Source organism: Pseudodesulfovibrio sp. 7M6 (assembly GCF_050058625.1).
In the GTDB taxonomy this organism is placed as follows: Bacteria; Desulfobacterota; Desulfovibrionia; order Desulfovibrionales; family Desulfovibrionaceae; genus Pseudodesulfovibrio; species Pseudodesulfovibrio salinus.
This window is the reverse complement of the sequence record NZ_CP188816.1, coordinates 407,528-423,651: the sequence shown is the minus strand read 5'-3', so window position 1 is coordinate 423,651 and position 16,124 is coordinate 407,528. Positions and strand designations below refer to the sequence as shown.

Below are 16,124 nucleotides of genomic sequence, written 5' to 3'. Positions count from 1 at the left end.
CCAATATACCAATCCGTCCGCTACTGCAAATGCGCTTTATCGGGACGGAGACGTGGTCTATCACACACGTGTTACGAAAGTATAGCGAAACCCGTGTTTGAATGCCTGAAATGTCTAAAAACGCACCAGGGCGGAGCCCCAGGTGAAGCCACCGCCGAAACAGGTGAGCAGCACCAGATCGCCGGGCTTGATGAACTTGGTCTTGACCGCCTCGGAAAGGGCCACCGGAATGGAGGCCGCCGAGGTGTTGGCGTACCGTTCGATATTGGCAAAAACCTTCTCGGGCGGAATATCGAACTTGCGCCCGACCGCGTCTATGATGCGCCAGTTGGCCTGATGGGGCAGCAGCACATCGATCTCGGATTTGCTCACCCCGTGCCGCTCAAGCAGGGCCTCGCAGATGGAGGTCATGTTGCGCACGGCATGTTTGAAGGTCTCCCGCCCCTGCATCTGGACGAAGTATTCTTCGCCGACAGGCTCGCCCATCTTGTAGGAATAGGCGGAGCCACCGCCGTGCACCGTGAGCAGTTCGCCGAGAGAGCCGTCGGCCGCCAGCATCATGTCCATCAGTTGCGGACGCTCGTCCTCGTTTCCGGAGGTCAGCACCGCGGCACCGGCCGCGTCGCCGAAGAGCACGCAGGTGGCCCGGTCTTCCCAATTGGTCCGCCGAGAAAGCTCCTCCGCAGCCACGACCAGGATCCTGGCATCAGGCTCCAGCGCGAGGTAGCCGCGAGCGGTTTGCAGGGCATAGAGAAAACCGGAACAGGCGGCGGAGACATCCACGCACATCTGGCCGGAAATGCCGAGCTTGCTCTGCAGCACGCAGGCTGTGGAGGGGATCATGGAATCCGGAGTAAAGGTAGCCACCACTATATGGGTCAGCTCCGAGGGGGCCATGCCCGCCTCGGCCAGGGCCTGCTTCGCGGCATGGAGAGCCATGTCCGAAGTAGCCTCGCCATCCGCAGCTATGTGACGCTGCTTGATGCCGGTTCTGGTGGTAATCCACTCGTCGGAGGTCTCGACGATCTTTTCCATATCAGCGTTGGTCAGCACACGCTCGGGCGCGTAGTGACCAAAACCGCGAAAGATGAAGTTGGTCTGCATGGGGGGTGTGTAAGCGAATGGGGGGATCGGGTCAAGGCCAGCTTGCTACGGCCGCTCGCCCTCTCAGGCGGCGGGCCGGTCGGCCTTGCCCGTCAGGCCTGCATGGGCTGCCAGACCTGCCTCAAGATGCTCATGAGTTTTGTTGCGGACGCTGGTGGCGGCCATACGGATGCAGTTTATCATGGCCAGTTCATTGGACTTGCCATGGGCCACGATGACCACGCCCTTGAGGCCGAGCAACGGAGCTCCGCCGTATTCCGCGTAGTCCACTACCCGCTTGAACCGCTTGAAGGCGCCGAGGGAAAGCAGCGTGCCCAGCTTGGAGAGCCAGCTCGAGGCCAATTCCTTCTTGAGGATATGACTCATGGACTTGGCCAGCCCCTCGGAAAGCTTGAGGGCCACGTTGCCCACAAAGCCGTCGCAAACCACGACATCCACATCGCCCGTGAATATATCACGGCCCTCGACATTGCCGATGAATCGGAGGTCCGATGCGCGCAACAGATCAAAGGCGTCACGCACTGTGGCGTTGCCCTTGCCCTCCTCCTCGCCGATGGAAAGCAGCCCCACGGAAGGATTTTTCAATCCCAGCACGTAGTGCGCAAAGACATCGGCCATGAGGCCGAACTGGAACAGGTGCTGCGGCTTGGAGTCCACGTTGGCGCCCACGTCGATGAGCACCACCGGGGTTTTTTCCGTCGGCAGGATGCCCGCCAGGGCAGGCCGAAGCACACCGGGTATACGGCCAAGCACGAACATGCCGCAGGCCACGGTGGCCCCGGAATTGCCCGCGCTGACCACGCCGTCTGCCTTGCCTTCCTTGACCAGCCGAGTGGCCACCTGAATGGACGAGTCCCGCTTGCGCCGAAGCGCATCGCCGGGCTTGTCGTCCATAGTCACCACCTGGGAGGCCGGAACGAGCTCGAGGTCCAGTCCTTCGGTATTAAGCTGCGACAGCTCTGCGCGCACCAAAGCCTCATCCCCGACCAGAATGATGGAGATGCCCTCCCGGGCAGCCTCCACCGCGGCAGGAACAACGACATGGGGACCCAAATCGCCCCCCATGGCGTCCACGGCGATGCGCGGATTGGAACCGGAGCTAGGCTTCTTCAGTGCCGACAACCTGGCGACCCTTGTAGGAACCGCAGACGGAGCAGACACGATGGGGCAGAGTGGGCTCACCGCACTCGCAGTAGACCACATTGGGAAGTGCAACGCGATCGTGAGCGCGGCGCATGCCCTTGCGGGACCGGGACGTCTTTTTCTTGGGAACAGCCATGGTAGTTACCTCGTTATAGTAAAAGGTTCTATTTTTCGTTGTCGCCGGAGGAGGAAGTCGGCACTTGCGCCGTCCACCGCCGGAACCAATTATTTTATCTTCAAGTTGCGGAAAACCGCAAGCCTTTCGTCGCCCTCATCCTGCTCACAGTCGCAGACACCCTCATTGAGGTTCTGGCCGCACTTGGGGCATACACCCTCGCAGGTATCGGAACACAGCGGCTTAACAGGCAAAGCAAGGGCAAAAACTTCCCAGAGAACAGCTCCCATATCAAGCTGGAGCTGGCCGCTGACCATGCGAACCCTCGGCTCGTCGTCATCCGCTTCGCCGCCCGGCAGTTGCTCGTAGACGTCAAAGGTCTCGTCCACGGAGAACTCGAAAGGCTCGGCGCATCGGTCACAGGGCATCATGACTGATCCCTTGAGGGTACCGCGAACCAGCACACCTTCATCGACCTGCGGCATGACGGTGACCTCGGCCACCAGATCAGCCCCCGGCTCCAGGGAAATGGAAAATTCCTTCCATCCCTCGTGCCAGAGCTCCTGGTCATCAAAGGTGAACGACTGCCCCTCGCGGGAAATGTCGCTTATTGGTATCCACAGGTCGAGCATGATATTCCTCCGCCCAGCTTCGCGGCTATGGGCAACGGAGGTTCCTATATGGGAACTTTTTATCAGTCAAGAAAAAAACCCTTGCCATTTGGTGAAAGGCTCGGTAAGGATTCTCTCCCGCTGCTTGGGAAACCATTGTATCCCGACTGGCGAGCAAAAGTAAAATTCAACTTTATATAGGTATATACCAGGAGGTCGCCATGTCCCAGGTTTGCGATATTTGCGGGAAAGGTCCCCAGACCGGCAACAACGTCAGCCACTCCCACATCAAAACCAAGCGCCGCTTCATGCCCAACCTGCAGAAGGTCCGCCACCAGCTCGAGTCCGGGCAGGTCGTGAGCATCAAGGCATGTACCCGTTGCATCCGCAACGGCGCCGTGAACAAGCCCACTGCGAACACCAAGCCCGAAGCCTAGTTTTCGTCCTGGCACTTTGATGCATTTCCTGCTGCCGCCGGGCACCCGGCGGCAGCTTTTTGTGTTGTCATTTTTCATAGTAAGACGCTACGAATTCTTCTCAGGAGTGTTCTTCAAATTATAACCTGATTCCCTTCTTTTCATTTTGGAGTTACGGTTTATCATACCCCAACACCGTAACCGGTTCCGTCCTCAGGACAGGAGAACCCCTATATGCCCCTGCCCAAGACCCACATCCTCCTGCTCGCCCTGGTGATTGCCGTCCTCCTTGCGGTGCCTGGGCGAGCAGGCTTGGGCGGAGAGATAATATTCCTTCACTACTGGACCGACGCCCTGAGCGGCGGCATCGACGAGATGGCCAGCGCATACAACCGGAGCCACCCCGAACAGCAGGTCCGGGCCATCGGTTTCAAGCACGAATCATTCAAAAAAGGCATCGTCCCCATGCTCTCCAACGAGGGAGCGCCTGCTCTTTTCTCTTACTGGGCCGGAGCCCGCACGCGTTCCATGGTCGAAAACGACCTTATCGCTCCCATTGACCGGGCATGGAATGAAGCCGGATTGGACAAACGATTCCCCCTATTCATCAGGAAGGCATGCCGCTACAAGGGGCACCAGTACGCCCTGCCCCTTACGCTGCACTCAGTTGGATTCTTCTACAACAAGGCCATTTTCCAAAAATACGGACTGCGCCCGCCCGAATCCTGGCAGGCTTTTCTCAAGCTGTGCGTTACCCTGCGTGACAAAGGGGTCGCTCCCATAGCGCTTGGCTGCCGGGATGGCTGGCCCGCCCAATACTGGTTCGATTTTCTGCTGGTGCGCACGGCCGGGCCGGATTACCGCGAGCGCCTTATGTCGGGACGAGCCTTTTATGACGACCCGGAGGTCACCAAAACATTCGAGCTGTGGCAACAACTCCTGGATGCGCACTACTTCAATGAACAACCCGTCCCGCTCAGCTGGGCGGAAGCCGCAGGCCTAGTTCACTCCGGGCAGGCGGCAATGACGCTGATGGGCACCTGGATTATCGGCCACTTCGAAGGCCAGATGGGCTGGCGGGCGGGCATCGACTTCGACTATTTCCCCTTCCCGGAGATCGCCCCGGATGTACCCACTGTGTCCCTGGGCGTCATCGACGTCATGCTGGTGGCCCGGAACGGAATCCCGGACAAAGTGGACAAGGTTCTGGCCTATTTTTCGGAAATCGGCCCCCAGGAAGAGATGAGCCGGGGCTCCGGCGCGCTGGCCCCCAGCCGTGATGTTCCCACGTCATTCTATACCCCCTTGCAGCAACGCATTATGAACGACATGCGCAATGCCGAGCGGTGGCAGACCTGCTATGATCTGGCAACCCCGCCTGCAGTAGCCGCCCTCGGTCTCCATGCGTTCAAACAATTTGTCGCCACACCCTCGGACATCCGCACAATCCATTCCCGGCTTGATGCCATGTCCAGAAAGCTTTTTTCCGCAGGGCCTTCGTAAGAGGAAATGATGTCGAAAGCAGGGAAAAGCCTTATTTTCAAATTCAGCGCCGTCGTACTCCTCGTCGAGTTCGTGGCCCTGACGACCCTCGGGCTGTTCTATACCGAGACGTTTTCCAGCGAGATCGACCGCTATCTGGTGAATCAGGTGCAGGTGCCCGGAAAGCTCATGAACCGGCAACTGCTGCGCTACGAGTCCGTGGGCAGCGAGGAGGTCATGAAGGAACTGGTGGGCGACGAATTCCTGGACGGCATGGTCGTCGGCGAAGGCGGACGCATCTACTACGCCTACCAGCCCGACAGAATTGGAAAGAATGTCCGTAATATCCCAGAGATCCCCAAAGAGCTGCTGACGGCCAACGAAGAAACGACCCTGCACTACGACACGACACTTCACCCTCCGGCCATCATATCCATAACACCGCTATACGCCTACGAGGGGGCAAAGCCCTTCTTCCGCGTCTACATCCGTGCCACCACCGCCGTTGCGACCACGCACAAGCGGAAGATAGCGGGCATGTTCATTCTCGGCTCCATTCTGTGCATCATTTTCACTTCCCTTGTCATCATCGGCTACTCGCGCCGACACGTCACCACACCCATCAGCGAGCTCACCCGCATTGCCGACGCTCTCCGCCGGGGCAACCTGAACACTACGGTTCCGGTCGGCCGAGGAGATGAGATAGGCATCCTGGCGGAAAGTTTCGACGCCATGCGCAAGGCCATCCAAATAAACATCAGCGACCTTCAACGGACAAACCTCGTCCTCAAGGACCGCGAAGGCAGGCTTCAGGCCCTGGTGGATTCATACCCGGACCGCATTGTCCGCTTCGACTGGTACGGACGAATACTGGATGTACACACAGGAGATCGTGACGACCTGGTTCTTTCGGAAGACCACATGAGGGGACGACTGATCCATGAAGTGACCAGCCCGGAAGACGCAAAGGAAGTCATCGACGTCACCCGCAAGACCATTGCAACCGGACAAAACCAGAGCATAGAGTACACCCTGCAGGGCGATAACGGTCCGGTCTGGTTTGAGGGGCGCACCGCCCGTATCGGCGACGAAAACGGGGAAAACGGGACCATAATATGGGTAGCTCGCGACATTACCTACCGCAAGGAAATGGAGCAGCAGATGCTCGAATCCAAGGAGGAAGTCGAGCGGATGAACCGGCGGCTTCGGGAGTTGGATCGAGCGAAATCCACACTGGTCTCCTCGGTCTCCCACGAACTGAGGACTCCGCTGACCTCGCTGCTCGGGTTCTCCAAACTCATTCTCAAAAACTTCTCCCGGCACTTCTGGCCGCTGGCAAAGGGCAACCCCAAACTGCTGACCAAGGGATCGCAGATCGTGGAAAATCTGAACATCCTGCTGCACGAAGGCGAACGGCTCTCCCGGCTCATCGGCGATGTGCTGGACCTGAACAAAATCGAAATGGGCTACAACGAATGGCGGATGGAACGCACCCGGCCCGAAGCGCTGGTACAGCGAGCGGTGGATGCGGTTTCCGGCCAGTTCAGCGACAACCCGAACGTCACCCTGGAAACCGACATTGAGCCCGACCTCCCCGCCTTGATTCTCGACCCGGACCGGATGCTTCAGGTCCTGCTGAATCTGCTGACCAACGCGGCCAAATTCACCAAAGTGGGGAAAGTGACCATATCCGCCTCTGCCCCTGTTCCCGGAGTAGTCCGTTTTCGGATAAGCGACACCGGAACAGGAATCCCCAGAGACGAACAGGAACGCGTATTCGACCTTTTCCATCAGGTCGGGAGCCGCGACCCCGCCGATGACAAACCGGCAGGCGCAGGCCTCGGGCTGGCCATTTGCCGGGAGATCGTCCACCACCATCAGGGCACCATCTGGGTGGAATCCACCCAGGGCGAGGGAGCCACCTTCTCCATTGACCTCCCTGTGCAATAACTTGTGCAAAATGGCGGTCCTTACACCGCAATATATTGCACTTTTGCACACACCAAAGGAAAGCATCCTCCATTAACCAGTTGCCATCTTTAAATTTTATTTTTGGCACACCCTATGCTTACTTTTGCGTCAAGGAGGACACAATGGACTTTTCAAGCGCCTTGACCTTTGGCTGCGGAGGCCCCGGACCCTGGCACGGGTTCGGCGGTGGATCAATGGGGTTCTTCCCCTTCCATCTGGGCGGCCTCATCCCACTCCTGCTCATAGGTCTTGTCATCTACCTGGCCCTCCGCGCCCGGCACACGCCTTCATCCAATACCGGGGCCCCCACGCCCCAGGAAGAACTGAAGCGGAGATATGCCGCCGGTGAAATCGACCGCGAGACCTTCAAGCAGATGAAGGAAGACCTGAAATAAATTTTCCTACACGAAAAACGATCAACACACCTCCCTGCAGTCAGGGCCCAGGCCGTTTCAGTCCCGGCCTGGACCCGCACCGAAAAGACCCCGCCCGGTATCCTCCGGCGGGGTCTTTCCCTTTTGCAGCGGCAAACAAGACCGGCTCCCCCGGGAACTCACCCTTTCCACGATACGTGTTTTCCGGCAGCCCAAAAAAAGGCGGCCCCGGAAGAGGCCGCCTTTTCAATTTATCATGGGAGTGCGTTCTACAGGGACACGGCACGGTGCAGCCGGGCCAGGGTCTGATCCTTGCCCAGGGCCAGCATGGTCTCGAAAAGGCCGGGGGACTGGGTCTTGCCCATGATGGAAACCCGGATGGGCTGGGCAATGACCTTGAACTTGATATCCTTTTCCTCGATGAACTTACGGTGAACATCTTCGAGGGAAGCCTCGGTGAATTCGACATCGCCCTCAATGCGCGCAGCGATGTCTTCCAGCAGCGGCTTGGTCTCGGCAGTGATGAATTTCTTCACCGCCGCTTCGTCGTAGGGCAGGAAATCCGCGTCCACGATGAACGGATGCAGCTGCTCCACCATGTCCACTATGGACTTGGCGCGGGGCTGCAACAGCGGCACGGCGTTGCGAATGACGGCGCGCTTGACCTTGGCGGCCTCTTCCTCGCCCACCTCGCGGGCCAGGAATTCGGCACACAGATCGGTCAGCCGCTCGGGATCGGCCTGCTGCATGTACTGGCCGTTGACCCACTCGAACTTGGTCAGGTCAAAGACCGAGGGAGAGTTGCCGAGATTGTCGGTGGAAAAGAGCTTCACCATCTCGTCCATGGTGAAGAGTTCCTGGTCGCCATGGGACCATCCGAGCCGGGCCAGATAGTTGCACACGGCCTCGGGCAGGTAGCCCATCTTCTCGTATTCCATGACGGAGAGCGCGCCGTGGCGTTTGGAAAGCTTTTTCTTGTCCGGCCCCAAAATCATGGGCACGTGGCCGAACCGGGGGACTTCCCAGCCCATGGCCTTGTAGATGAGAATCTGGCGCGGCGTATTGTTGACGTGGTCATCCCCGCGCAAAACGTGGTTCACGCCCATGTCATGGTCATCCACCACCACGGCCAGATTATAGGTGGGCGTGCCGTCGCTGCGGCGCAGGATCATGTCGTCCATCTCGCAGTTTTCCACGGAGATGAAGCCCTTGACCATGTCCTCGTAGCCGGTGGCTCCCTCCAGAGGGGCGCGCAGCCGGACCGCGCCGGAGGTCAGTCCCTTGTCGCGGCAGGTGCCGTCGTACTTGGGCTTGCGGCCTTCCTGCATCGCCTTTTCGCGCATGGCGTCCACATCTTCCTTGGAACACTGGCAGTAGTAGGCATGGCCGGAGGCAATGAGCTGGTCGATAACCTCATTGTGCCGGTCGGCGCGGGTGGACTGGAAGACAATCTCGCCGTCATGCTCCAGGCCGAGCCACTTCATGGAATCGATGATGGCGTCCGTGGCGGCCTGGGTGGAACGCTCACGGTCCGTATCCTCGATGCGCAGGCGGAACTCGCCGCCCACGGCACGGGCCAGCAGCCATGAAAAGAGCGCGGTACGTGCGCCGCCGATATGCAGGAACCCGGTGGGACTGGGGGCGAACCGGGAAACGATCTTGGTCATGGAATTACTCCTTGATGATATATGGCCGCCGGAACACGACAAAGGCCGCCACCCCCTGGACGGGGATGGTCGGCAGCCTTTAAAAAAATGCGGGGAAAACCGGTGGATCAGGGTGAGCCGGTTAAACGGCCTCCACGCCCTTCACTTCCGGGATTTCCTTGAGAACAAGGCGTTCTACGCCGTGCTTGAGGGTCTGCTGGGACATGGGGCACCCCTTGCAGGCGCCGGTCAGGCGAACCTTGACCATTCCATCGTCCGTCACTTCCACCAATTCGACGTCGCCGCCGTCGGCCTGCAGCATGGGCCTGACCTTGGCCAGGACCGCTTCAACTTTCTCGCGCATGAGACAGTCTCCGTGTGTTTCGGTTTGGGAGGCAGGAGTATAGCGCTTTGCCCTTCCTGTCAATCGGCCGTGGACCGAATCAGCACTTCAAAGGCCTCTTCCAGTTCCTCGTCCAGATCCTCGATCATTTCATCCATGCGCTCCGCCGTAAGCTCCAGCGACGCCCACACGGCCGGTTCCGGCGGTTGGACAAAAAATTCCCCGCTGGAACCGATGCCCAGCCCGGTGGCGATGGTCTCGGCGCAGTGAACCAGGGCGGGCTCGGCCTCCTTTTGCGTCTTCTTGGGGTGATGATGCTCCAAGGCAGCCGCCACCAGCACAAAGGGGAAATTCCACTTGCGCAGCAACATGCCGCCAAGAGTGGCGTGGTCGAACCCGAGCATAGCCTTTTCCTGGTCGCAGAGCAGTGCCCGGCCGGACCGGGCCGCGGCCAAAACCGCCCCCGCCCTGAGGGGCTCCGCCTGGAGCAGAACCAACTGGCCGATGTCGTGCAGCAGGCCTGCCACAAAGGCGCGTTCGGGATCACCCCGGCCCGTCATGCGGCACAGCCGCCGGGCAATGAGCCCACAACAGATGGAATGTTTCCAGAACTGGACCACATCGATGATCTCGGCGGGCACATCCTTGAACAGGGACATGATGGACGTGCCCACAGCCAGAGTGGAGAGCTGGTTGACCCCGACCACAGTCACCGCCCTGGAGATGGTGTCTATCTGAACAGGCAGGCTGTAAAAGGCGGAATTGACCATGCGCAGCAAAAAAGCGGTCAGGCTGGGGTCCTGGCTGATGATGTTCGCCAGGTCCGAGGCCGAGGTGGCCGGGGCGTTGATGGCCTCCCGCAACTCCAGAAATACCTGGGGGAGGGCCGGGAGCTGATGCTCCTTGCGCAAAATATCGAGCGGATCAAGCGGGCCGAGGATGACTTCCTTCGGCTCGGGCGACGGTTTGTAATGTTCCGGATACTGCACCATGTCGCGCGCAACGCTGTCCGCGCCGTGCCGGGCGAGCCGCTTGAGCGCCGCGTCCGGTTCCGGAATGAACTTGAACCGCTTCGTTACCAGTTTCCGGGCGGCTGCCCGGACCTCGGGTCCGACATCGACTGCTATGCCAGCCTTCTCCTCTGCCATAATCCTTCCTTGATTCAAGGGAAATTCAGAATTGCAGTATAATCCAAAAAACAGGGAAGAAAAAGTGATTTGTTTGTCAAACCGCCTTGTTGGGAGTTTTACCCAATCTAAGACGCGGCCCAGCGTACACGAACGACCGGCGTCGTCCGCCCATGACCGGGATAGATGCGCGTCCCGCCCGGCAGCGGAGCAATGCGCGAGCGGATGGAGTTGCGCAGCTGTTCCGCATCGCCGCCGGGCAGATCGGTGCGCCCCACTGCGGTTTTAAAAACGAGGTCGCCCGTAAACACGCACCTGTCGGCGGGGAAGAAGTAGGAAAGCGACCCCGGCGTATGCCCCGGCGTTGCCAGAACAACCATGGTCCGACCCAGCAGGTGACGGCAGCCCGGCCCAATGGACGCATAGGGGAAGTCCGCCAGTTCGGCATAGTCCGAGAACCCGCCCCGCTCCAGCGGATAGTCCCGCAGGAAGGCATCCCCGCCGCTGGCGAAGACCGGCGAGCCGAACCGCTCGTGCAGATCTCGCACCCCGCCGAAATGGTCCAGATGAAAGTGGGTGATGTAGATGCCGCGCAGGCGCAACCCAGCCTCTTCGATACGGCGGATCAAGGTGTCCGGCTCAGCGTCCGAATCAATGACCACGGCCTCCCCGCCCGCGTGCAGCAGATAGGCGTTGGCCTCCTCCGGACCGGTGAGGAACGTTTCGACCTTCAGGGCATCCACGACCGTTTCCCGAAGCCCGACACGGCGGCAGGCCGGAGCCTACCGCCGGGTCAGACCGAATTTCTTGAGCTTGTATTGCAGGGTGCGGCGGCTGATGCCCAGGGCCTCGGCCGTGCGCTCACGGTGATTGCCGTTCTCCTCCAGGGCACGGAGAATGGCCATCCGTTCCGCCTCCTCCAGCGAGGCCGGAGTGGAAGAGGAGCGGCTCATCATCGGTTCGGGAATATCCCCGTTCATATCCAGGCTCATGTTCTGGTTGGCCTCGCGCGCGCCGGTGATCTGCGGGGGCAGCAGGTCGGTGCCGAGGGCATCGGACCGGGAGAGGATCAGCGCGCGTTCCAGCACATTTTCCAGCTCGCGCACGTTGCCGGGCCAGTCGTAGCCGGACAGGGCATCCAGAAAGGCGGGCGTCACCGTGCGAATGATCTTGTTGTTCTTGTTGCCCAGGCGGCGCATCAGGAAACTGACCAGAAGCGGCAGGTCCTCCTTGCGCTCGCACAGCGGCGGAATGCGGATTTCCAGCACGGCCAGACGGTAGTAGAGATCCTCGCGGAACCGCCCCGCCTCCACTTCGCGCTTGAGGTTGCGGTTGGTGGCGGCGATGATGCGCACATCCACCTTGATCGTCTTGACCGAACCGAGGGGCTCCACGGTCTTTTCCTGCAAGGCGCGCAACAACTTGGCCTGGAGCGCGGCAGGCATCTCGCCTATTTCGTCCAGGAACAGGGTGCCGCCGTCGGCCAGCTGGAACCGGCCGGGCTTGTCCTTGACCGCGCCGGTAAACGCGCCCTTTTCATAACCGAAGAGTTCGCTTTCCAGCAGATCGTCCGGCAGGGCGGCACAGTTGACCTTGATGAGCGGTCGGTCGGCCCGGTTGGAGGCGCGGTGCAGCCCTTCGGCCACCAGTTCCTTACCGGTACCGGATTCGCCGAGGATGAGCACGGTCGCCTCGGCGGGACCAGCCTGGGCCATAAGCTGGCGCACCCGCTCCACGCCGGGGCTGGCGCCAATGAATTTCACGTCGCCGGAGACCTCGGCCTTAAGCCGGGCATTCTCGCGGATCAGCTTGTGGTATTCGAAGGCCTTGCCCATGACGGCGGTCAGTTCGTCGTTATCCGCCGGTTTTGTCAGATAGTCGAAGGCGCCCTTTTTCATGGCATCCACGGCGCTGCCCACGCTGCCGAAGGCGGTGAGCAGGACCACGGGCATACCGGGCCGCCGGATTTGCAGTTCCTTGAGCAGCTGCATTCCGTCCATGCCGGGCATCTTCATGTCCACCAGGGCCACATCGGGACGGGTATCGGACTCGGCCGCCTCGGCCAGGACCGTCAATGCCCGCTCGCCGGATTCCGCTTCCAGGACGTTCCAGCCTTCGTCCTCAAGCACGGCCCGGACCATGAGCCGGTGTCCCGGCTCGTCGTCTACTATAAGTACCGTACGTTCTTCCATTTATGCATCCTCGTTCTCTTTGTCGGGAAAGAACAGCCGCACACGCGTTCCCTCGCCGGGTTCGGAGTCGATGACCACCCGGCCCCGGTGGGCGCGCATAATGTTGTGCACGATGGCCAGTCCGAGTCCGGTTCCGGTCTTCTTGCCGGTAACAAACGGCTTAAAGGCGTTCTCGCGGATTTCCGGATTCATGCCCGGCCCGTCGTCGCCCACCACGATCCAGGTGCCGTCATGGGCAGCCTCGGCCGTCAGCCGGATATGGCCCGGCTTGGGGCAGTCACTACACCCGGCCAAGGCATCGAGACTGTTGGAAATAAGATTGAGCAGCACCTGTCTGAGGGCATCGGGATCGGCATGTGCGGAGAGCCCGCCGAAAGCGAGTTCCGGCAAGGTCTTCTTGTCCTCGAAATCAAAGCGCATGAGCTGCAAGAGGGACTCGCCCAGTTCGGCAAGGTTCACATCCTTGGGATCGAGCTGGCGGGGCCGGGCCAGATAGAGCAGGTCCGTGACCACGCGGTTCAGCCGGTCCGCCTCCTGAACCATGGTGGTGGCGTAGCGGTCCAGCGGAGCCTGCCCCTTGAGCTTGTTGGCAAAGAGCTGGGCAAAACCGCGCAGGGAACTGAGCGGATTGCGCACCTCATGGGCCACGCCCGCAGCCAGGGAACCGATGGCGGCCAGCCGCTTGGCCTCGTTCAGGTCTTCCTCAAGGGATCGGATTTCGGTGCGGTCGCGGATGAGCACCAGGAAACGGCTCGGGTCAGGGACCGCGTCCTCGCCGTTGCCCTGGAGCGGCAGCGCCAGAATTTCCAGCTGGCGGCCCTGATAATCAAACTGCTCCCAGGCGTGGGGCGAGCGGCCGGGCTTCAGGCTAAAGGCGAAACTTGACCAGTTGTTGCCAATGATCTCCGGTGGCTCCTCCTCCCCCTGTGGTGCCAGCAATTCCTTGGCGGACTTGTTTGCGGCAAGAATTTCACCCGAATCGGAAAGGGTGACAAGGCCGTCCGGCATGTTGTCGAGCAGCTTGCTCTGAAACCGCTCCATGCGGACGAGCCGCCGTCCCTCGCTGCGTCGGCGCAGATAGCCGAAGGCAAGGGACCAGAGCACCACCGCCGCCAGAAATACATAGCCGGTCTGATACAGAGCCGCACGCCGGTACTGCCGGAACTGGGCCAGATGCTTCTCGGCATTGAGGCCGACCACCAGATAGACCGGCTCGACATCAACGGGCGGCTCGCCCATATGACGGCCACGGCCCATTCCGTGTCCCATGCCATGCTCTCCATCCGGTCCGAGCCCCTGCCCCATGCCGGGTCCCATACCCTGGCCCATGCCGCCTCTGGGGGGCTGGCCACGGGTAAGGGCCGAAAGGGCGGAATCGGTCATCAGCCCGGAAATGAGCACGGCGCGTTTGCCGAACTGCGCCATGACATGCCAGGCGCGCCCCGGCTCAATGTCGCGGGTCACGGTCTCGGGCAGATCCAGAGTCGGCATCCGCTTGTCTTCCTCGGAGGTGACCAGCGGGTGCCCGTCTCCTCCAAGCAAGGTGATGAACTGGATATCCTCTGACTTGGTCAGCTCGACAAAAAGCTCCTGAGCCATGGCCGGAAAAAGCGGCGCAGCCTGTGGACTGAGCCGGACAGTACGGCGAAAACGGGACAGATTGTTCTCCACCCCGCGCAGAATGGAAGATCCGGTAAGGATCATGTGGTCCTCGACGATCTCCCGCTGGTGGGCGATGGACCGCCAGGTCAGATACAGACTGCCCAGCCCCAGCACAATGAGCGCCAGGACAAGAGCGACCAGCGGTCCCTTTTCCCTACTATAAGCATGAACGTCCATGCAGCCTCGCTACTCTCCCCTGAGAATATTGTAAATATCGCGGGGTTGCAGCCCTCCTGAGGCCGCAATCTCCTTGATGGTCATCTCCGGCTTGGCCTCGATCGACTTTGCCTTCAGCCGGGCCAGGACATCCTGCTCCGACAGGCCGAACCCCTTGCATACGTCGGCAAGAGACATGCGGCCCAGTCCCTGCGGCGGATCAGCGGGCAATGTTCCCGCTCCCTCGCCCATTCCGGCCCGGATATCCTCAAATACCCGTTGCGGGCTTACGCCTTTGGACTTGGCAATATCCTTGACGAGGGTCGCCTTGCCCTCGTTCAGGGCATACCCGGCATCCTTCAATGCAGCCACGGCCTTGTCCACATCCAGTCCAAGGTATCCGCAGAACTTCTCCAGCTCGCTCAGTTCGGCATGGCCGAAGGGAGGATTGCCATAAGTATTCACGGCCTCGTCCTTGATGGAGGCGCTGAAATCCAGAATCTGACGCATGGGGGGCAACCCGAGCAGGGTGCCGAAAAATACGAAAAGCGTCAGAACCACGGCCACGACCATCGGCCCGGTCAAAACCACCATCTCGCGGGCCCGGTTTTTCATGTAGGCCATGAGCGGCTTCCAGTTGAGCCAGATGTGCAGCAGAAGCGAGACAATGAACAAGGTTCCGATGGTGATGTGCGTGCCGTCCCACTGGTCCTTGGAAAGACCCAGAAACGTCCAGTCGGCCCAATAGGCAACCCGGCCATGGGGTACAATGTACAAAACCACGCTGGTAATAAGCGTGACGACAAAGGACAACAAGGCGGTCAATGAAATGGTTTTGCGAAACATCGGATTCTCCTTTGGGGTAAAGGGATTCGGGCTTGCGCCCCGGACCTGCCACCCAATCACGATATCGTATTTCCCGCCTTGCCGCAGTGGTTATTTTCCCTTACGCGACGGGACGGTCCCTCCCCGTGAGAGACCGTCCCGCGCAATCCTGTTTTCCAGTTAACGGAAATTTACTGCCAACGATGACCGTAGCCGTGGCCGCCCATACCGTGGCCGCCCATGCCGTGGCCATAGCCGGAACCCATACCGTAGCCCGTGCCGTATTCGGGACAACCGTCAGGGCCAAAGCCGGGGCATCCCTGGCCGAAACCGACGGCGGGGAGTTCCACGCCGAGCTCCTTGGACAGGTCGGCGCTCAGGCTCTTGCGCAGATCAAACATCTTGTCGCGCAGCTGGGTCATATCGCCGATGAGCTTGCCGATCTTGTTCTCGTCGGCCTGGCCGCCGTTGACCATGGCCTCAAGCATGGCGTGCTTGGTCTGCATCTGATTGCGCAACGCCTCGAACTTCGGCTTGTAGTTTTCAAAAATCTTGTCCACGGACGCCCGCTTCTCCGGGGTCAGCTGGCTGTACATGCCGCGCAGGCCGGGGCCACCCTGTCCTCCGCTCCAGGCACCGCAGCCGCCGCGCCCGTTGTAGCCATGCCCGCCGGGACCGGCCAGGGCGAAGCCTGCCACCGCCATTACCAGCGCCATTGCCAGTGCCAAAGAGGTGAAGTTCTTCCTGGTCATACCTTTTCTCCTTATGTAAAAATTGGCTCTCTGCCATGTTTTATCGAATCAGACCGTAACCTGACCGAAATGATGCACGCGGCGTGCCAATTACATAAAATAGTGTGAAAACAGGTAGTTAATCTTTAATTGACTCGGCAGTGCACATCTGGAAGTGCAGTTAGCTGCACTTCTAATTGCACAAAATGTGCATAAAGTGCAATCC

Annotated in this window: 16 protein-coding genes; 4 read left to right on the top strand and 12 right to left on the bottom strand. The window is 60.2% G+C overall.

What is annotated here, in order from left to right; genetic code table 11:
• Positions 1-114 precede the first annotated feature (114 nt).
• From ACI0FG_RS01905 to ACI0FG_RS01890, 4 genes are all read right to left on the bottom strand, one after another.
• On the bottom strand, positions 115-1,104 hold the full coding sequence (locus ACI0FG_RS01905; RefSeq protein ID WP_419786866.1) for a beta-ketoacyl-ACP synthase III: 990 nt from the start codon (positions 1,102-1,104) through the stop codon (positions 115-117).
• A 63-nt stretch (positions 1,105-1,167) separates the two neighbouring features.
• Positions 1,168-2,217, bottom strand: a complete 1,050-nt coding sequence (plsX, locus tag ACI0FG_RS01900; protein WP_419788341.1) for a phosphate acyltransferase PlsX — start codon at positions 2,215-2,217, stop codon at positions 1,168-1,170.
• Entirely contained in the window at positions 2,204-2,383 is a 180-nt protein-coding gene (gene rpmF / locus ACI0FG_RS01895; RefSeq protein WP_419786865.1) for a 50S ribosomal protein L32, read from the bottom strand. The genes plsX and rpmF overlap by 14 nt, the downstream gene beginning before the upstream one ends.
• An 89-nt stretch (positions 2,384-2,472) precedes the next feature.
• Positions 2,473-2,994: a YceD family protein gene (locus tag ACI0FG_RS01890; protein WP_419786864.1), complete on the bottom strand. Its 522-nt coding sequence runs from the start codon at positions 2,992-2,994 to the stop codon at positions 2,473-2,475.
• A 200-nt stretch (positions 2,995-3,194) separates the two neighbouring features.
• Between ACI0FG_RS01890 and rpmB the strand changes: the two genes are divergently transcribed.
• The 4 genes from rpmB to ACI0FG_RS01870 all read left to right on the top strand — a co-directional run bounded on the left by rpmB (position 3,195) and on the right by ACI0FG_RS01870 (position 7,237).
• On the top strand, positions 3,195-3,410 hold the full coding sequence (gene rpmB, locus ACI0FG_RS01885) for a 50S ribosomal protein L28 (protein ID WP_419786863.1): 216 nt from the start codon (positions 3,195-3,197) through the stop codon (positions 3,408-3,410).
• A gap of 213 nt (positions 3,411-3,623) precedes the next feature.
• Complete coding sequence (locus ACI0FG_RS01880) at positions 3,624-4,892, top strand: ABC transporter substrate-binding protein (protein ID WP_419786862.1); 1,269 nt, start codon at positions 3,624-3,626, stop codon at positions 4,890-4,892.
• Between the two features lie 6 nt (positions 4,893-4,898).
• Entirely contained in the window at positions 4,899-6,821 is a 1,923-nt protein-coding gene (locus ACI0FG_RS01875; protein WP_419786861.1) for an ATP-binding protein, read from the top strand.
• Positions 6,822-6,964: 143 nt separating this feature from the next.
• Positions 6,965-7,237, top strand: coding sequence for an SHOCT domain-containing protein (locus ACI0FG_RS01870; protein WP_419786860.1), 273 nt, complete (start codon positions 6,965-6,967; stop codon positions 7,235-7,237).
• A 248-nt stretch (positions 7,238-7,485) separates the two neighbouring features.
• Here the strand turns inward: ACI0FG_RS01870 and gltX are convergent, their stop codons facing one another.
• From gltX to ACI0FG_RS01830, 8 genes are all read right to left on the bottom strand, one after another.
• A complete protein-coding gene (gene gltX, locus ACI0FG_RS01865; protein WP_419786859.1) occupies positions 7,486-8,883 on the bottom strand; it encodes a glutamate--tRNA ligase in 1,398 nt (465 codons plus the stop codon).
• A gap of 121 nt (positions 8,884-9,004) precedes the next feature.
• On the bottom strand, positions 9,005-9,226 hold the full coding sequence (locus ACI0FG_RS01860; protein ID WP_419786858.1) for a NifU family protein: 222 nt from the start codon (positions 9,224-9,226) through the stop codon (positions 9,005-9,007).
• Positions 9,227-9,285: 59 nt separating this feature from the next.
• Positions 9,286-10,353: an HDOD domain-containing protein gene (locus tag ACI0FG_RS01855; RefSeq protein ID WP_419786857.1), complete on the bottom strand. Its 1,068-nt coding sequence runs from the start codon at positions 10,351-10,353 to the stop codon at positions 9,286-9,288.
• A gap of 107 nt (positions 10,354-10,460) precedes the next feature.
• A complete protein-coding gene (locus ACI0FG_RS01850) occupies positions 10,461-11,075 on the bottom strand; it encodes an MBL fold metallo-hydrolase (protein ID WP_419786856.1) in 615 nt (204 codons plus the stop codon).
• Positions 11,076-11,114: 39 nt separating this feature from the next.
• Positions 11,115-12,524: a sigma-54-dependent transcriptional regulator gene (locus ACI0FG_RS01845; RefSeq protein ID WP_419786855.1), complete on the bottom strand. Its 1,410-nt coding sequence runs from the start codon at positions 12,522-12,524 to the stop codon at positions 11,115-11,117.
• Positions 12,525-14,363: a two-component system sensor histidine kinase NtrB gene (locus ACI0FG_RS01840; RefSeq protein ID WP_419786854.1), complete on the bottom strand. Its 1,839-nt coding sequence runs from the start codon at positions 14,361-14,363 to the stop codon at positions 12,525-12,527.
• 9 nt (positions 14,364-14,372) lie between these two features.
• Positions 14,373-15,188: a DUF4405 domain-containing protein gene (locus tag ACI0FG_RS01835; protein WP_419786853.1), complete on the bottom strand. Its 816-nt coding sequence runs from the start codon at positions 15,186-15,188 to the stop codon at positions 14,373-14,375.
• Between the two features lie 170 nt (positions 15,189-15,358).
• The gene (locus ACI0FG_RS01830) at positions 15,359-15,919 is read right to left on the bottom strand and encodes a Spy/CpxP family protein refolding chaperone (RefSeq protein WP_419786852.1); all 561 of its coding nucleotides are present in this window, start codon (positions 15,917-15,919) and stop codon (positions 15,359-15,361) included.
• Positions 15,920-16,124: the final 205 nt, after the last annotated feature.